The sequence below is a fragment of the Kitasatospora sp. NPDC057223 genome (genome assembly GCF_042669755.1).
GTDB lineage: Bacteria > Actinomycetota > Actinomycetes > Streptomycetales > Streptomycetaceae > Kitasatospora.
In genome coordinates this window covers 22,831-37,598 of the sequence record NZ_JBHUWW010000084.1, presented here as the reverse complement: position 1 = coordinate 37,598, position 14,768 = coordinate 22,831, and the positions used below count along the sequence as shown (strand labels likewise).

Here is a 14,768-nt window from a genome sequence, read left to right as displayed (position 1 = left end):
GTCCTCACGGACCGGCCCGCCCTGTCGCGTCGCGGCCGGGTCACGTGCTTCACGGCGGCGGATGGCTAGGCTCGGAACCCCCCGCCGCTGCCCTGGAGGACACCGCACCATGAGCACCCCACAGTCCCTGAAGCTGCCCGGCTGCGCCCGCTCGCTGCGGCTGGCCACTCCGCGCGGCGAGTTCGCCGCGCTGTGGTCCGACCCCGCCGGGGAGCCGCTCGGGACGGCGCTGCTGGTACCCGGCTTCACCGGCAGCAAGGAGGACTTCATCGCCCTCCTGGAGCCGCTCGCGAAGTCCGGCTACCGGGTGGTGGCGGTCGACCAGCGCGGCCAGTACCAGTCCGGCGGGCCGGACGACCCGGCGCCCTACGCCGTCGCCCAGCTGGGCGCGGACGTCCGGGCCCTGGGCGCGCTGCTGGCCGGCGGCGGGCCGCTGCACCTGCTGGGGCACTCGTTCGGCGGCCAGGTCGCCCGGGAGGCGGTGCTCGGCGCCGACGGGCCGCTGCCCTGGGCCTCGCTGACCCTGCTCTCGACCGGCCCGGCGGCGATCGAGCCGTCCGAGGCGGCCCGCACCAAACTGCTGGTGGACGCGCTGCAGACGATGGACCTGGAGTCCATCTGGCAGATCCTGCAGCAGATGGAGGAGGGCAGCGGCGACCCGGCGAAGCGCCCGTCCGCCGAGGTCTCGCGGTTCCTGCACGAGCGCTGGCTGGCCAACGTGCCGCAGGCGCTGATCACCACCGGCGGCCACCTGATCTCGGGCCCCGACCGGGTGGACGAGCTGGCGGCCGCCGCCCCCGCGCTGCCGAAGCTGGTGCTGTCGGGCGTGCGGGACTACGCGTGGCCGGTGGAGGAGCAGTCCCGGATGGCGCAGCGGCTCGGGGCGGGCCGGGTGGTCGTCGAGGACGCCGGCCACTCCCCCAACGTCGAGCAGCCCGCCGCGACGGCCGCCGCCCTGGCCCGGTTCTGGGCCTGATCCGCCTGCCGTGAGCTGCACGGATCCGCCCGGGAGGTGTGCGGGATCACATCTCTCGGGCAACTTTCGGGACAGAACTCGTTAGTTCCGGTAATATTTGAGTCTGTCCGGGAATCTTTAACCCCGTCCGACCCGTTGAACCCATGGCTGGACGCAACGCGGCGCTGATCGGCGCTTCCCAGCCGAAATCAGGACTTTACGGGCAGGCAACCGCCCGGAAGCAGCACCACGGCACAGTGGTTCGTGAGGCACCAGCAGTCCCGGCAGCCAGGGGGCCCACTTGCCGCAGCAGGCCGTGGAACGAGCGACCCGACAGACCTTCAAGGGGCTGATTCCCAGTCAGCCACAACCGCCCCGGCCGCCGGGGCAAGCAAAGGAGAAGCCCATGCGCTTCGAAATTCTCCGTCTGGACGACGCCCAGGGCGCAGCCACCGACCGGCTGATCGCCGACGCCGAGACCGTCAACGAACTGGTGCAGGCAGCCGCCCGGACCGGCGAACGACTGCTCATCCGCCCGTGCAAGACCAACTGACACCGTACGGCGCCGCTCCCGCAGCGGAGTCCGCCTCCGCCCCGGAGACCGGCGAGGCGCCTGCCGCCGACATCCCGATACCCCACTGATGCCCCGTCACCCACCAGCGGATGACGGGGCATCAGTGTGTCTGCGGCGGGGCGCCCGACGTTTGCCGCCGCCCGTCGCTGGACATCCCCTAGCGGGGGCCGCCCACGCAGCGCCGCCGGCGCGGGGCCCGGGGCCGACACGCGGACGGAGCAGGACGCGAAGCACTCCGTACGGGTGATCGTCCTTGACGCGGCCGCCCGGAGGGAGGAGCGTTGTCCGCTATGAGGGGCGAGCCCAGCTGCCCGAGGTGCGCCGGTCGGGTCCGCGCGCCCGGTCTGTTCTCAGACACCTGGCAGTGCGACCGGCACGGCGCGGTCCACCCGATGCAGCCCGTACTGCCCCCGAGCGTCGAGGCGCTGGGCGTGGCCGTGGCGCGTTCGCAGGTCCCCGTCTGGATGCCGTGGCCGCTGCCGGTCGGCTGGCTGTACACCGGGATCGCCCACGTGGGTGACGACGTGTCCGGCGCCCGCGCCACCGCCGTGGCCTGTTCGGGGCCCGCCCCGCTCGGCGGCTTCGGCGAACTGGTGCTGGTCGCCGAGGAGCTGGGTGTCGGCCTCGGTGCCCGCTACGCCGGGATGCCCGGCCCGGATCCTGGCGAGCACGTCTCGCTCTACAAGCCCGCCGACGCCAAACTGCTGGCCGCCGGCCGTCCCACCCCGATGTTCCACGTCCCCGACGCACCGCCCGACCGCGCGGTGTTCGCCGGCGAGGCGCTCGGCCTGTGGCTGTGGGCGATCGCCTGGCCCGAGCAGTCGGCCCTGGTGATGTACGACGAGCTGGTGCTCACCGACCTGCGCGAGGCCGGGGCCGAACTGAGCCTGCTGCCGTGCGGCGCGCTCTCCCCCCGCCTGCTGGGCTGAGCGCAGCGGGCCGGCTCCGCGGGGGCCGGCCCGCGGCCTGACTATCCTGGGGCGCACCCGGCGAGCGTCCACCACAGGAGTCCTGACACCGTGCGCATCGATCTGCACGCCCACAGCAACGCCTCCGACGGCACCGACACCCCGGCCGAACTGGTGGCCGCGGCCGTCGCGGCGGGCCTGGACGTGGTGGCGCTGACCGACCACGACACCGTCCTGGGCCATGCGGAGGCGGAGGCCGCCGTGCGCGCGCTGCCGGCCGGCCGCCGGCTCACCCTGGTGCCCGGCGCCGAACTCTCCTGCCATCTGGACGGCATCAGCCTGCATCTGCTGGCGTACCTCTTCGACCCGGCCGAACCGGCCTTCGCGCAGGAGCGCGAGCTGGTGCGCAACGACCGGTTCCGGCGCGGCCGGGCGGTCGTGGAGCGCTGCCGCGAGCTGGGCGCGCCGATCAGCTGGGAGCAGGTGGAGCGGATCGCCGGTACGGGTTCGGTGGGCCGGCCGCACATCGCGAGCGCACTGGTCGAGGCCGGCGTGGTGGCGAGCGTCTCGGACGCGTTCACCGCCGACTGGCTGGCCAACGGCGGCCGGGCGGACGTCCGCAAGCACGAGACCGACCCGGCCGAGGCCGTCCGCCTGGTGCGCGCGGCGGGCGGGGTGCCGGTGTTCGCCCACCCCGGCGCGGTGAAGCGCGGACGGACGGTCTCCGACCAGGTGATCGCCGACCTGGCGGCGGCGGGCCTGGCCGCCCTGGAGGTCGACCACACCGACCACGACGAGCAGACCCGCGCCCGTCTGCGCGGCCTGGCAGCAGAGTTGGGCCTGCTGACCACCGGCTCCAGCGACTACCACGGCAGCCGCAAGACGGTGCGGCTCGGCGAGCACACCACCGATCCGGCGGTGTACGAGGCACTGCTGGCGCAGGCGACCGGAGCCGTACCCGTCACCGGGTGACACGCCGGGCGCCGCCCCAAGGGGCGCGACGGCGCGGGCGCAACGGGACAATTCGGGCATGAGCGAGAGCGCCGCCCGATGAGCTTCTTCGACGTGACGACCTTCGGGTCACTGTTCGTCACCCTGTTCGTGATCATGGACCCGCCGGGCACCATCCCGATCTTCCTCGCACTGACCTCCGGCCGCGCCAACAAGGTGCGCCGCCGGATGGCCTGGCAGGCCGCCGCCGTGGCCCTCGGCGTGATCACCTGCTTCGGGCTGTTCGGCCGCACCATCCTGGACTACCTGCACGTCTCCATCCCGGCCCTGCAGGTCTCCGGCGGCATCCTGCTGCTGCTGATCGCCCTCGACCTGCTGACCGGCAAGATCGACGAGCCGACGCAGACCAAGGAGGTGAACGTGGCGCTCGTCCCGCTCGGCACCCCGCTGCTGGCCGGGCCCGGCGCCATCGTCGCGGTCATCCTGGCCGTCCAGAGCGCGGACACCGGCGCGCAGAAGCTCGCGGCGTGGTGCGCCATCGTCGCGATGCACGTCGTGCTGTGGCTGACGATGCGGTTCTCGCTGCTCATCATCACGGTCATCAAGGAGGGCGGTGTGGTGCTCATCACCCGCCTGTCGGGCCTGCTGCTGTCGGCGATCGCCGTCCAGCTGACCGCCAACGGGGTCTTCGCCTTCATCGACGCGAACGCCTGAGCCCCGCTCAGGACGGCGCCCGGGGCCGGGCGTCAGTCCAGCGGGACGGCCCGGCGCCGCGGGTCCCGCAGGTCGGTGCCGTGCTGGAGCCAGCGCTCCTCCAGGGCCGCCGCGCCGTGCACCCGCTTGAAGCCGGCCTCGTTCGGCGTCATCGGCAGCAGCGGCAGGAAGCGGACCGGCTCGGCCGGCTCGTCCAGTTCGAGGTCCGCCACCAGACCGCCGGGTTCGGCCGCCAGGACGGACGTGAACGGCGCGCCCTCCCAGAGCGGCGAGCCCAGGTCCAGCGAGCCCCCGGGGGCCACCACCAGTCCCTCGACCTGCGGCGTCGCCGCGAAGGTGGCCATCGTCCGCAGCACGTCGTCCCGGCCGCCGCGGACGGTGAGCACCAGCTCCGCGCGCGGGCCGCGCACCGGGTCGGCGACCGCGGCGGTCGGGTCCGCCATCGGCGTGGCCGCCATCCCGAGCGTGGCGTACCGGACCAGGCCCCCGGCGTCGGGGCCGAAGCGCAGCACCTCGATCCGGTCGGTGCCGAGGAACGTCACGGCGGCCCGGCCGCTCGGCTCGCCGAAGGTGGTCAGCAGCCGGGCCTCGACCGCCGTCAGGACGGCCTCGCGGGAGTGCCGGCCGGGGCCGTGCGGACCGCCGGAGGGATCACGGGACGGGTCGCCGAAGAGCGGGAAGTCGTGCGCCATGCCGGTGAGCGTAACGCGCCGCGGCGGACCGGCTGGTGAACACCCCAGCGCCGGGGGCCGGTCAGCTGTTAATGTGAGCAGCTGGCCACCGGACACTTCTGTCGTCCGGGGCAGCGGCGCGAAGGAGGTGGTTGCGGTGGATACCAGCCGACCATGCAGTACCGGCAGCTCTGCCCGGCCCGGACGCCTTCCCCGTACCCCTCACCACACCGGCTGAAACAGCCGCGTATGCCGTGGTGAGCGAGGCGGCGTCAGATCTGGCCGGGAGAGCACCCTCCCCGGAGCCTCGTCGTCCCGCATCGCGCCCCAGCAAGGCCGAGGACCGATCGCAGGCACCGGATTCCATCGGTGTTCCTCGCCGCCGCGCCCCGGCCGTCACCCCGTGCCGCCGTGCGACGGCTCCTGCCCAAGGAGCCTGCCATGTCGATGATCAACAACCTGCGCGCCGCCGTCCTCCCGCACCGCCGGCGCACCGACGAGGACGCGTACGACTCGATCCACCCCGGCCAGTCCGCCTCCGCGGTCGTCGACTGCGCCGTGTACCAGGACGGCAAGCGGCACGGTGAGAGCTGCAGCCCGCGCGAGGCCGCCCGCAGAGTGAAGGCCGCGAAGCAGCACGACAGCGCGCCGCCGTTCAGCTGGATCGGACTGCACGAGCCGACCGAGGCCGAGTTCGAGGGCATCGCGAAGCGCTTCGGCCTCCACCCGCTCGCCGTCGAGGACGCGGTGCACGCGCACCAGCGCCCCAAGGTCGAGCGCTACGACGACGTGCTGTTCGCCGTCTTCAAGACGATCCGCTACGTCGAGCACGACCAGCTGACCCCGACCAGCGAGGTGGTCGAGACCGGCGAGCTGATGGTCTTCGCCGGCCAGGACTTCGTGATCACCGTCCGGCACGGCGGCCACAGCTCCCTCCAGGAACTGCGCCGCCGGATGGAGCAGGACGTCGACAGTGTGGACGGCACCGCGCTGCTCGCCAAGGGCCCGTCCGCCGTCCTGCACGCGATCGCCGACCACGTGGTGGACAACTACCTGGAGGTGGCCGGCCGGCTCCAGGGCGACGTGGACGAGATCGAGTTCGACGTGTTCGCCAACAAGGGCGGCAAGGGCACCGACGTCGGCCGGGTCTACCAGCTCAAGCGCGAGGTGCTGGAGTTCAAGCGCGCGGTGACCCCGCTGCTGCGCCCGATGCAGCAGCTCTCGGAGCCGCTCCAGCGCCTCGTCGACCCGGACATCCAGAAGTACTTCCGCGATGTCGCCGACCACCTGGCCCGGGTCACCGAGCAGGTGCACGGCTTCGACGAACTGCTGAACTCGCTGCTCCAGGCCAACCTGGCGCAGGTCTCGGTCGCGCAGAACGAGGACATGCGCAAGATCACCGCCTGGGCCGCCATCTTCGCCGTGCCCACGATGATCACCGGCGTCTACGGCATGAACTTCGACTACATGCCCGAGCTGCACCACAAGTACGGCTATCCGATGGTGCTGGTCAGTGTCGCCGCGATCTGCGTCGGCATGTACCGCGGCTTCCGCCGCAACGGCTGGCTGTAGCCCGGCCCGCTCAGCGCCGCCCGCCGCGGGCGACCAGCACCAGCCCCAGCAGGATCAGTGCGACCGCCGGGTACGCGGCCACCGGCGGCCACTGGCCCAGCCAGAGGGCCGCGATCAGCGCCGCGCCCGGGGTCTCCAGCAGGATCGCGGTCGAGGTGACGGACGGCCCGAGCGTGCGCACCACCCGGTTGCTCAGCGAGTGCCCGAGCAGCTGCGCGGTGACCATCAGCAGCACGATCTGCCACCACACCCCGGCCGGCCAGCCCGCCAGCGGCGTCCCGGCCGCCAGACAGACCGCCAGCAGCACGACGGCCGTGGTCGCGTAGCAGACCAGCGTGTACGCGGTCGTGCTGACGGTCCTGCGGACCTCCGCACCGAGCAGCACGTACCCCGCCGCCGCCAGGCCCGCCCCGAGCGCCAGCGCGTCGCCGGCCAGCGCCCGCGGGGAGAGCGACAGGTCGACGCCGGTCAGCACCAGCACGCCCGCGAAGGCCACGCACATGCCCGCCCACACCAGCCGCGGCGCCCGGACGCCCAGCAGCCGCATCAGCAGGATCGTCCAGAGCGGGGTGGTGGTGACCAGCGCCGTCGACGAGGCGACCGAGGTCATCCGCAGGCTCGGCATCCAGAGCGCGAAGTGCAGACCGAGCAGCACCCCGGCCGCCATCGCCAGCAGCAGCGCCCGCCGGCCGATCCCGCGCAGCTCCGCCCGGTGCCGCAGCAGCGCGTACGGGCCGAGCACGCCGACCGACAGGACGTTGCGCCAGAGCGCGATGGCGAGCGCGGGCGCGGCGGTGGCGCTGATCAGCGGCGCCGACAGCGAGATGCCGCCGATGGACACGGCGAGCAGCAGCAGGTCCGTCCTGGGGAGAGCACGCTGCTCCGGCCCACCGGTACCGGGGGTGGCGGGCACGGCGGTGTCGGCGGTGGCTGGCCGGACGGCGGGCACGGCTCTCCTCGTGGCTGGGACGGGTTGGACGGCTGACGCGCGCCGCTCCCTACGGTAAGGCCCCTGGCGGGGCTACGGAACTGTCCGCCCGGCCCGCAGGGCATCCCGCGCGCGGCCGCACACCCCCCGCGCACCCGCCGGGCGGACCCGCAGGCCGTACGCTGTCCGCCATGGACCGCACGCCTGCCGCCGCCGCGACCGCCGACGACTTCCTCGACCGGGCCCTCCTGGAGGAGGCCGCGAAGAAGTCCGGTCTGCTCTGGGTCCGCGCCGACGGGCAGGAACAGAGCCGCGCCCTGTGGCACGCCTGGCACGACGGCGCCGTGGTCGTGGTCGGCGACGGCGCCGAGCAGCCGCTGCACGGCCTCACCGCGGGTGCGGGCGCCGAGGTCACCGTGCGCAGCAAGGACAAGTGGGGGCGGCTGGCCGGCTGGCCCGCCCGCGTCACCGAGCTGGCCCCCGGCAGCGAGGGCTGGCTCGGCGCGGTCGAGGAGCTCAAGGGCAAGCGCCTCAACGCCCCCGACACCGACACCGTCACCGACCGCTGGGCCCGCGAGTGCCGCGTCCTGCGGCTGGAGCCGGCCGGACCGCAGGGCCGGCAGCTCACCGAGCAGCCCGGCGCCATGCCCGACGGCTCGCTGGCGGCCGCGCCGATGGCCTCCCCCGCCACCACCCGGCTGCCCGTCCCGGCGGGCCTGCCGAAGCTGCTGTTCAGGCGCCGGGCCCGCTGACCGGCGCTCAGACCGCCGACGGCGCCCGCCGGGCCGTGGCTCGGCGGGCTGCGCCCTTCCCTCCCGGGTAGCCTTGGCCGCGGGCGCCGCCGCGCGCCCGTACGCGCACCGAGGGGAGTCGAGGGTCCATGGCAGGGGCAGGCAGCCGGGTCTTCATCTCCCACCTCGCGGGCGTGGCGGTCTTCGACCCCAACGGCGACCAGGTCGGCCGGGTCCGCGACGTGGTGGTCTCGCTGCGGATCGGCGGCCGGCCGCCCCGGGTGCTCGGGCTGGTCGTGGAGGTCGTCGGCCGGCGCCGGATCTTCCTGCCGATGACCCGGGTCACCAGCCTGGAGTCCGGCCAGGTGCTCACCACCGGCGTGATCAACATGCGGCGCTTCGAACAGCGCCCGTCCGAGACCCTCGTCCTCGCCGAACTGCTGGACCGCCGCGTGGTGCGCAGCCGGACGCAGGAGGAGGTCACCGTCCTCGACGTCGCCATGGTGCAGACCCGGGTCCGGGAGTGGGAGATCAGCAAGGTCTTCGTCCAGACCGGCAAGCCCAGCCGGCTGCGCAAGGCCAAGGGCGAGACCCTCACGCTGGACTGGCACGACGTCACCGGCTTCTCCCTCAGCGAGGAGGACCAGGGCGCCGCCAACCTGCTCGCCACCTTCGACCAGCTGCGCCCCGCCGACCTCGCCAACGTGATGCACCACCTCTCCGCCAAGCGCCGCGCCGAGGTGGCCGCCGCCCTCGACGACGAACGCCTCGCCGACGTCCTGGAGGAGCTGCCGGAGGACGACCAGGTCGAGATCATCGGCAAGCTGAAGGACGAGCGCGCCGCCGACGTCCTGGAGGCGATGGACCCGGACGACGCCGCCGACCTGCTCTCCGAACTGCCCGGCGAGGAGGCCGAGCGGCTGCTCCAGCTGATGGAGCCGGACGAGGCCGCGCCGGTGCGGCGGCTGCTGACGTACGAGGAGAACACCGCCGGCGGTCTGATGACCACCGAACCGATCGTGCTGGAGCCGGACGCCACCGTGGCCGAGGCCCTCGCCCTCGTCCGGATCGCCGACAACAAGCCCGCCCTCGCGGCGCAGGTCTTCGTCTGCCGGGCACCCAGCGAGACGCCCACCGGCAAGTACCTCGGCACCGTGCACTTCCAGCGGCTGCTGCGCGAGCCCCCGTACACGCTGGTCGGCTCACTGGTCGACGACGACCTCGACCCGCTGCCGCCGGACACCCCGCTCTCCCTGATCACCAGCTACCTCGCCACCTACAACATGGTCGCGGCGCCCGTGGTCGACGAGGCCGACCACCTGCTCGGCGCCGTCACCGTCGACGACGTGCTCGACCACCTGCTGCCGGAGGACTGGCGCGACGCGGCCCTGCACGGCGGCGACGGCCCCGAGCAGGACGACCACCCCCGGCCCGGCGACGAAGACGAGAGGGAGGCGACCGGTGGACGCTGACCGCAAGGGGCGGCAGGGCGACGCGCCCCGCCAGCGCCTGCAGGGCGAACTGCGGCACCTGCGCCAGCTGCGCGAGAAGCGCGCCCGCGAGGGCAGCCGGATGCAGCGCACCGAGAGCGCGAGCAGCGGCTCCGCCCGGGCCCGCCTCGACCAGCCGCGCACCGCCCGCCCCGGCCTCTTCAACCTGCCCACCTACGACCCGGAGGCGTTCGGCAAGCTCTCCGAGCGGATCGCGCGCTTCCTCGGCACCGGGCGGTTCATCGTCTGGATGACGGTGGTGGTGGTCGTCTGGGTCGGCTGGAACACCCTGCTGCCCGACGCCGTGCGGTTCGACAACTACCCGTTCATCTTCCTCACCCTGATGCTCTCGCTGCAGGCCTCCTACGCCGCGCCGCTGATCCTGCTCGCCCAGAACCGCCAGGACGACCGGGACCGCGTCAACATGGAGCAGGACCGCGCCCGCAGCGACCGCAACATCGCCGACACCGAGTACCTGACCCGCGAGGTCGCCGCCCTGCGGCAGGGCCTCGGCGAGGTCGCCACCAGGGACTTCATCCGCTCCGAGCTGCAGTCGCTGCTCAAGGAGATGGACGAGCGCCGGGACGCCGCCGACCTGGTCTGACCATCCTGTGACCCGAGGCACGTTACTCGGGGGTCGGGGGCCGGGCGGTGCGCCGTACCATCAAGGCATGGCCAACGAGACAGAGGTTGCGGTCGGCGTCACGGAGGAGTCCGTGCGCGCGGCGCTGGCGACCGTCAACGACCCGGAGATCAACCGTCCGATCACCGAGATCGGCATGGTGAAGTCGGTCGGGATCGCCGAGGACGGCGCGGTCCGCGTCGCGGTCTACCTGACCGTCTCCGGCTGCCCGATGCGCGACACCATCACCAGCCGGGTGACCGAGGCGGTCTCCGCCGTCCCGGGTGTGACCGGCGTCGAGGTCGAACTCGACGTGATGAGCGACGAGCAGCGCAAGGAGCTCTCCAGCCTGCTGCGCGGCGGCGCCCCCGAGAAGGAGATCCCGTTCGCCAAGCCGGGGACGCTGACCCGGGTCTACGCGGTCGCCTCCGGCAAGGGCGGCGTCGGCAAGTCCTCCGTGACGGTCAACCTGGCCGCCGCGATGGCGGCCGACGGCCTGAAGGTCGCGGTCGTGGACGCCGACATCTACGGGCACAGCATCCCCCGGATGCTCGGCGTCGAGGGCCGCCCCACCCAGGTCCAGGACATGATCATGCCGCCGTCCTCGCACGGCGTGAAGGTCATCTCCATCGGCATGTTCACCCCGGGCAACGCGCCGGTGGTCTGGCGCGGGCCGATGCTGCACCGCGCACTCCAGCAGTTCCTCGCCGACGTGTACTGGGGCGACCTGGACGTGCTGCTGCTCGACCTGCCGCCGGGCACCGGTGACATCGCCATCTCGGTCGCCCAGCTGGTGCCCAACGCCGAGATCCTCATCGTCACCACCCCGCAGATGGCCGCCGCCGAGGTCGCCGAGCGGGCCGGCACCATCGCGCTGCAGACCCACCAGAAGATCGTCGGCGTGATCGAGAACATGTCCGGCATGCCGTGCCCGCACTGCGACGAGATGATCGACGTGTTCGGCACCGGCGGCGGCCAGACCGTCGCCGACGCCCTCACCCGCTCCGTCGGCGCGAGCGTCCCCGTCCTCGGCAGCATCCCGATCGACGTCCGCCTCCGCGAGGGCGGCGACGACGGCACCCCGGTCGTCCTGGCCGCCCCCGACTCCCCGGCCGGCGCCGCCCTGCGCACCATCGCCGGCAAGCTCGGCGGCCGCCAGCGCGGCCTCTCCGGCCTCTCCCTGGGGCTCACCCCGAAGAACAAGTTCTGAGCCTGGGCGAAGCACGGCCGAAGGGCGGGTCCGGTAGGCACCGGGCCCGCCCTTCGGGGTGTCAGGGGCGGGTGTAGGCGGTGAGGTCGGGGACGGTGGCGAAGCCGGCGCCGTAGGCGCTGACGCCGCGTCCGTAGGCCCCGAGGAGGACGCCGGGGGCCTCGCCCGCCAGGACCCAGCCGTACTCGGACTCGCGGTAGCGGAAGGGCTGCGGCAGGCCGTTCACCGGAAGGCTGAGGGTGGACCAGCCGGGGCCGTCGAGGTTGTCCGCGAGGTCCCAGACGAGGGCGGTCTGCTGGTCCATCCAGTCCTGGCGCAGGGCGCGGTCAAGCTGGCCGGGCCAGGTGGCCGCGAGCAGGCCGGAGCCGGCCAGCCAGGCGGCGGAGGAGGCCGAGGTGGCCTCCAGGGTGCCGGTGTTGTCGGCGCTGCGCCGGACGTCCCGGCGGGCGACCGTGACGACGACGGCGAAGCGCCGGACGTCGCGGGCCTCGTACTGCTTGGCCGGCTCCTCGCCGTGCCCGAGCGTGCCGTAGTCGACCGCGGCGGGCCGCCCGGGCCGCAGGCCGGCGCCGGCCTGCATCAGCCAGCGGCGGCCCGTCCAGGCCTCGTCCAGTCCGTACCAGGGGAAGTCCGCCGACTGGTACGGCGCCAGCGGGTCGGCGGCCGGGCGGGCCCTGCCGCCGGGCACTGCGGCGGTCGCACCACCTGACTCGGCCTCCGCCCCCACCTCCACCGTGCCGGTCGCCTTGACCGTATGACTCGTCGCGTCCATCCCCGGGCCTCCTCAACGCCTGCTCTCCCTGCCGCGGCGCGCTCCGTTCGCGGCGCTGCGCGGCCTGTCCGCCGTGGCGCGCCCCGGTCCGGACGGTGGCCGGACCGGACGCGCACGGCGGAGACAATCAGCACAATAGCGGCGGATACGGCGGCGCCCCGCTCGGCAGACCGGCCGGGCGGGGCGTCGGGGTGTACGGGACCGGCCGCGGCTCAGGTGGCGTCCGGGTCGAACGGGGGGCGCTCACCGGTGGCGAGCGGCGCGCCGGAGGTGGCGGCCGCCCCGGCTGCCACCCCGCCGGACGCGGACTTCTCCGTGCTGATGCCGCCCGCGCGGCCGTTCACCGACGGGGACGGCTTGTCGTCCAGCACCGACTTGATGTCGAGGCTGTCGCGGATCTCCTTGAGACCCAGCGGGTCGTCCTCGCCGCCCATCAGCTGCTTGCGGACGAAGGTCTTCGGGTGGAGGTCCTCGAACTCGAAGTCCTTGAACTCCGGGCCGAGCTCACTGCGGATGTCCTCCTTCGCGCTGTCGGCGAAGGAGCGGACCTTCCGGATGAAACCCATGGTGTCCTGGATCAGCTTGGGGAGCTTGTCCGGCCCGAAGATCACGATGGCCATGACGACCAGCGTGACGAGTTCCAGTGGGCCTATGTCTGTGAACACGCAAGCTCCCACGCTCTTCGGTCAACGGTTCCTACAGCGTAATGGCCGTCGGCGGGTCTTCGGGCCTCTCTGTGATGAAGCCGTGGTGAAGACCCGCCGATGGACGAGCCGAACCGGACCGCTCAGCGGTTCCCGGCCTGCGAACCGGTGCCGTAGAGGCCGCCGCCGTACGCGTTCGCGCCGTACGAACCGCCTGCGTACGGGGCCTGCGCGGCGTTGTCGGGCCCGGCCGCCGAACGGGTGGCCGCCACCGGGAGACCCGGGAAGTCGACCGGGACCTGCGCCGGCTTCGGCTGCTGGGCACCGCCCGCCGGGCCGCGCACCGGTGTGACGGCGGTGCCGTGCCGGTCGTCCCCGGTGCCGGTCGCCGGCAGCCCGCCGACGCCGCCCAGAGTGACGGCGGCGACCGAGAAGGCGCCGGCGGCGGCCGCGGCGAAGACGAAGCGCCGGGCACGGGGCGGCGCAGGGCGCACCGAGGGCACGGAGGCGCCGGCATCGGGCTCCGCGGGCAGCGCTGCCGCCAGCGGACTGCCGGGGGCGCTCTGCGGGCCGCGGCGGCCCATCAGCGGCCGGAGCACCGAGTTGCGGCCGAAGGCCCTGGGGTCGACACCGGGCAGCGGGGCGTCCGCGCCGAGGGCGCCGCCGCCGAACGTGGATCCGGCGCCGCGGCCGAACGAGCCGCCGGTCAGCCGGCTGCCGCCGAGCGTGCCGGTGACGGCGGCCAGGCCGCCGCCGGAGCCGCCCGACCCGCCGGAGCGGTCGTCGAAGTGGTCGTCGTAGTGGTCGTCCGCACGGTTCTCGGAGGCCGCCTCGTCCTCCGGGGCGTCGAGTGCGCCGACGGCGAGCAGCCGGGCCATCAGCGTGGAGGACGGCGCGGGGGTGCCGGTGTGCGTCAGCAGGTGCTTGACGGCCCGGCCCGCGTCGGCCTCGGCGAGGCACTGCGGGCACGTCGCCAGGTGGGACTGGACGCGGTCGCGCGAGTCGTGGCCGAGCTCACCGTCGACGAAGGCGGAGAGCCGCTCGCCGAGGTGGTGCTCCTCCACGACGGGCTCGGGGGTGCGGACCGCGACCGGGCGCAGCTCGCTCTCGGGCGCGCCGGGCAGCTGCGGGGCGGTGACCGGTTCGGGTTCGGCGGCGCCGCGGCGCCCGAGCTGGGCCCAGCCGCCGCCCCGGCGGGGCTGCGTCCTGCCCGAGGGCTCGTGCGGCCCGGACCGGCCGACACCGCTCACGACTTCCTCCGTCCGCGCCGGTCGGGGACACCGCCCGCCTCACCGCTGACCGCGCCGACCGGCACCGGCTCCTCGGACCCGCCACGGCGCTCGCGGCCGGGGGCCGCGCCGGGCGCGCGGTGTTTGAGCGCCGCGCGCAGGTGTGAACGGCCGCGGTGGATCCGGCTGCGCACGGTGCCCAGCTTGACGCCGAGCGTGGCGGCGATCTCCTCGTACGAGAGGCCCTCGATGTCGCAGAGCACGACGGCGGCGCGGAACTCAGGGGCGAGGGTGTCGAGCGCCTGCTGGACGTCGGCGTCGAAGTGGGTGTCGCTGAAGTGCTGGGCCGGGCTCGGCTCGCGGCTCGGCAGGCGCTCGGCGGCGTCGTCGCCGAGGGCGTCGAAGCGGATCCGCTGGCGTCGGCGCACCATGTCCAGGAACAGGTTGGTGGTGATGCGGTGCAGCCAGCCCTCGAAGGTGCCCGGGGTGTACGTGGAGAGCGAGCGGAACACCCGGACGAAGACCTCCTGGGTGAGGTCCTCGGCGTCGTGCTGGTTTCCGGTCAGCCGGTAGGCGAGGCGGTACACGCGGGCACTGTGCGCCTCGACGATCTCGGCCCAGGAGGGCGGAGTCCAGGTCTGCGCGTCGGGGCCCTCGGCGAAGGTCGCCAGAGCGATGGGGGCGGCCGCGACGGTGGCGTCGGCCGGCTTGTCCAGGGGGGTGGGCGCAGGCTGGTTCATCACGGGCTTCGGCGTACGGGCCGACGTGGTACCGCGGGAGTGCCGCAGCACAGGGAC

At 73.9% G+C, this 14,768-nt stretch carries 16 protein-coding genes; 10 read left to right on the top strand and 6 right to left on the bottom strand.

The window, feature by feature from the left end; translation table 11 throughout:
* Positions 1-109 precede the first annotated feature (109 nt).
* The 5 genes from ACFUK0_RS26100 to ACFUK0_RS26080 all read left to right on the top strand — a co-directional run bounded on the left by ACFUK0_RS26100 (position 110) and on the right by ACFUK0_RS26080 (position 4,102).
* Entirely contained in the window at positions 110-976 is an 867-nt protein-coding gene (locus ACFUK0_RS26100; RefSeq protein WP_380254280.1) for an alpha/beta fold hydrolase, read from the top strand.
* Between the two features lie 385 nt (positions 977-1,361).
* Positions 1,362-1,508 (top strand): hypothetical protein, encoded by a 147-nt coding sequence (locus ACFUK0_RS26095; protein WP_380254278.1) that lies wholly within the window; start codon positions 1,362-1,364, stop codon positions 1,506-1,508.
* Positions 1,509-1,819: 311 nt separating this feature from the next.
* Positions 1,820-2,458: a DUF6758 family protein gene (locus tag ACFUK0_RS26090; RefSeq protein WP_380254276.1), complete on the top strand. Its 639-nt coding sequence runs from the start codon at positions 1,820-1,822 to the stop codon at positions 2,456-2,458.
* Between the two features lie 90 nt (positions 2,459-2,548).
* On the top strand, positions 2,549-3,409 hold the full coding sequence (locus ACFUK0_RS26085; RefSeq protein ID WP_380254274.1) for a PHP domain-containing protein: 861 nt from the start codon (positions 2,549-2,551) through the stop codon (positions 3,407-3,409).
* A 78-nt stretch (positions 3,410-3,487) separates the two neighbouring features.
* Positions 3,488-4,102, top strand: coding sequence for a MarC family protein (locus ACFUK0_RS26080; RefSeq protein WP_380254272.1), 615 nt, complete (start codon positions 3,488-3,490; stop codon positions 4,100-4,102).
* Positions 4,103-4,134: 32 nt separating this feature from the next.
* Here the strand turns inward: ACFUK0_RS26080 and ACFUK0_RS26075 are convergent, their stop codons facing one another.
* On the bottom strand, positions 4,135-4,794 hold the full coding sequence (locus ACFUK0_RS26075; protein WP_380254270.1) for a suppressor of fused domain protein: 660 nt from the start codon (positions 4,792-4,794) through the stop codon (positions 4,135-4,137).
* 420 nt (positions 4,795-5,214) lie between these two features.
* On the opposite strand from ACFUK0_RS26075, the gene ACFUK0_RS26070 reads away from it, so the two are divergent.
* Positions 5,215-6,345 (top strand): magnesium and cobalt transport protein CorA, encoded by a 1,131-nt coding sequence (locus tag ACFUK0_RS26070; RefSeq protein WP_380254268.1) that lies wholly within the window; start codon positions 5,215-5,217, stop codon positions 6,343-6,345.
* A gap of 10 nt (positions 6,346-6,355) precedes the next feature.
* Here ACFUK0_RS26070 and ACFUK0_RS26065 read toward each other — a convergent pair whose 3' ends face one another.
* Entirely contained in the window at positions 6,356-7,294 is a 939-nt protein-coding gene (locus tag ACFUK0_RS26065; protein ID WP_380254266.1) for a DMT family transporter, read from the bottom strand.
* A gap of 170 nt (positions 7,295-7,464) precedes the next feature.
* Between ACFUK0_RS26065 and ACFUK0_RS26060 the strand changes: the two genes are divergently transcribed.
* From ACFUK0_RS26060 to ACFUK0_RS26045, 4 genes are all read left to right on the top strand, one after another.
* Entirely contained in the window at positions 7,465-8,025 is a 561-nt protein-coding gene (locus ACFUK0_RS26060) for a hypothetical protein (RefSeq protein WP_380254264.1), read from the top strand.
* Between the two features lie 128 nt (positions 8,026-8,153).
* On the top strand, positions 8,154-9,476 hold the full coding sequence (locus ACFUK0_RS26055) for a magnesium transporter MgtE N-terminal domain-containing protein (RefSeq protein ID WP_380254262.1): 1,323 nt from the start codon (positions 8,154-8,156) through the stop codon (positions 9,474-9,476).
* Positions 9,466-10,098 carry a DUF1003 domain-containing protein gene (locus ACFUK0_RS26050; RefSeq protein WP_380254260.1) on the top strand — a complete coding sequence of 211 codons (633 nt, stop codon included), beginning with the start codon at positions 9,466-9,468 and terminating at the stop codon, positions 10,096-10,098. The genes ACFUK0_RS26055 and ACFUK0_RS26050 overlap by 11 nt, the downstream gene beginning before the upstream one ends.
* A 67-nt stretch (positions 10,099-10,165) precedes the next feature.
* On the top strand, positions 10,166-11,326 hold the full coding sequence (locus ACFUK0_RS26045; protein ID WP_380254258.1) for an Mrp/NBP35 family ATP-binding protein: 1,161 nt from the start codon (positions 10,166-10,168) through the stop codon (positions 11,324-11,326).
* 61 nt (positions 11,327-11,387) lie between these two features.
* On the opposite strand, the gene ACFUK0_RS26040 is transcribed toward ACFUK0_RS26045, so the two are convergent.
* The 4 genes from ACFUK0_RS26040 to sigE all read right to left on the bottom strand — a co-directional run bounded on the left by ACFUK0_RS26040 (position 11,388) and on the right by sigE (position 14,711).
* Complete coding sequence (locus ACFUK0_RS26040) at positions 11,388-12,098, bottom strand: hypothetical protein (protein ID WP_380254256.1); 711 nt, start codon at positions 12,096-12,098, stop codon at positions 11,388-11,390.
* A gap of 212 nt (positions 12,099-12,310) precedes the next feature.
* Entirely contained in the window at positions 12,311-12,763 is a 453-nt protein-coding gene (locus ACFUK0_RS26035) for a sec-independent translocase (protein WP_380254254.1), read from the bottom strand.
* Between the two features lie 122 nt (positions 12,764-12,885).
* Positions 12,886-13,992 (bottom strand): zf-HC2 domain-containing protein, encoded by a 1,107-nt coding sequence (locus tag ACFUK0_RS26030; RefSeq protein WP_380254252.1) that lies wholly within the window; start codon positions 13,990-13,992, stop codon positions 12,886-12,888.
* The gene (gene sigE / locus ACFUK0_RS26025) at positions 13,989-14,711 is read right to left on the bottom strand and encodes an RNA polymerase sigma factor SigE (RefSeq protein ID WP_380254286.1); all 723 of its coding nucleotides are present in this window, start codon (positions 14,709-14,711) and stop codon (positions 13,989-13,991) included. Before sigE ends, ACFUK0_RS26030 begins: the two co-directional genes overlap by 4 nt.
* Positions 14,712-14,768: the final 57 nt, after the last annotated feature.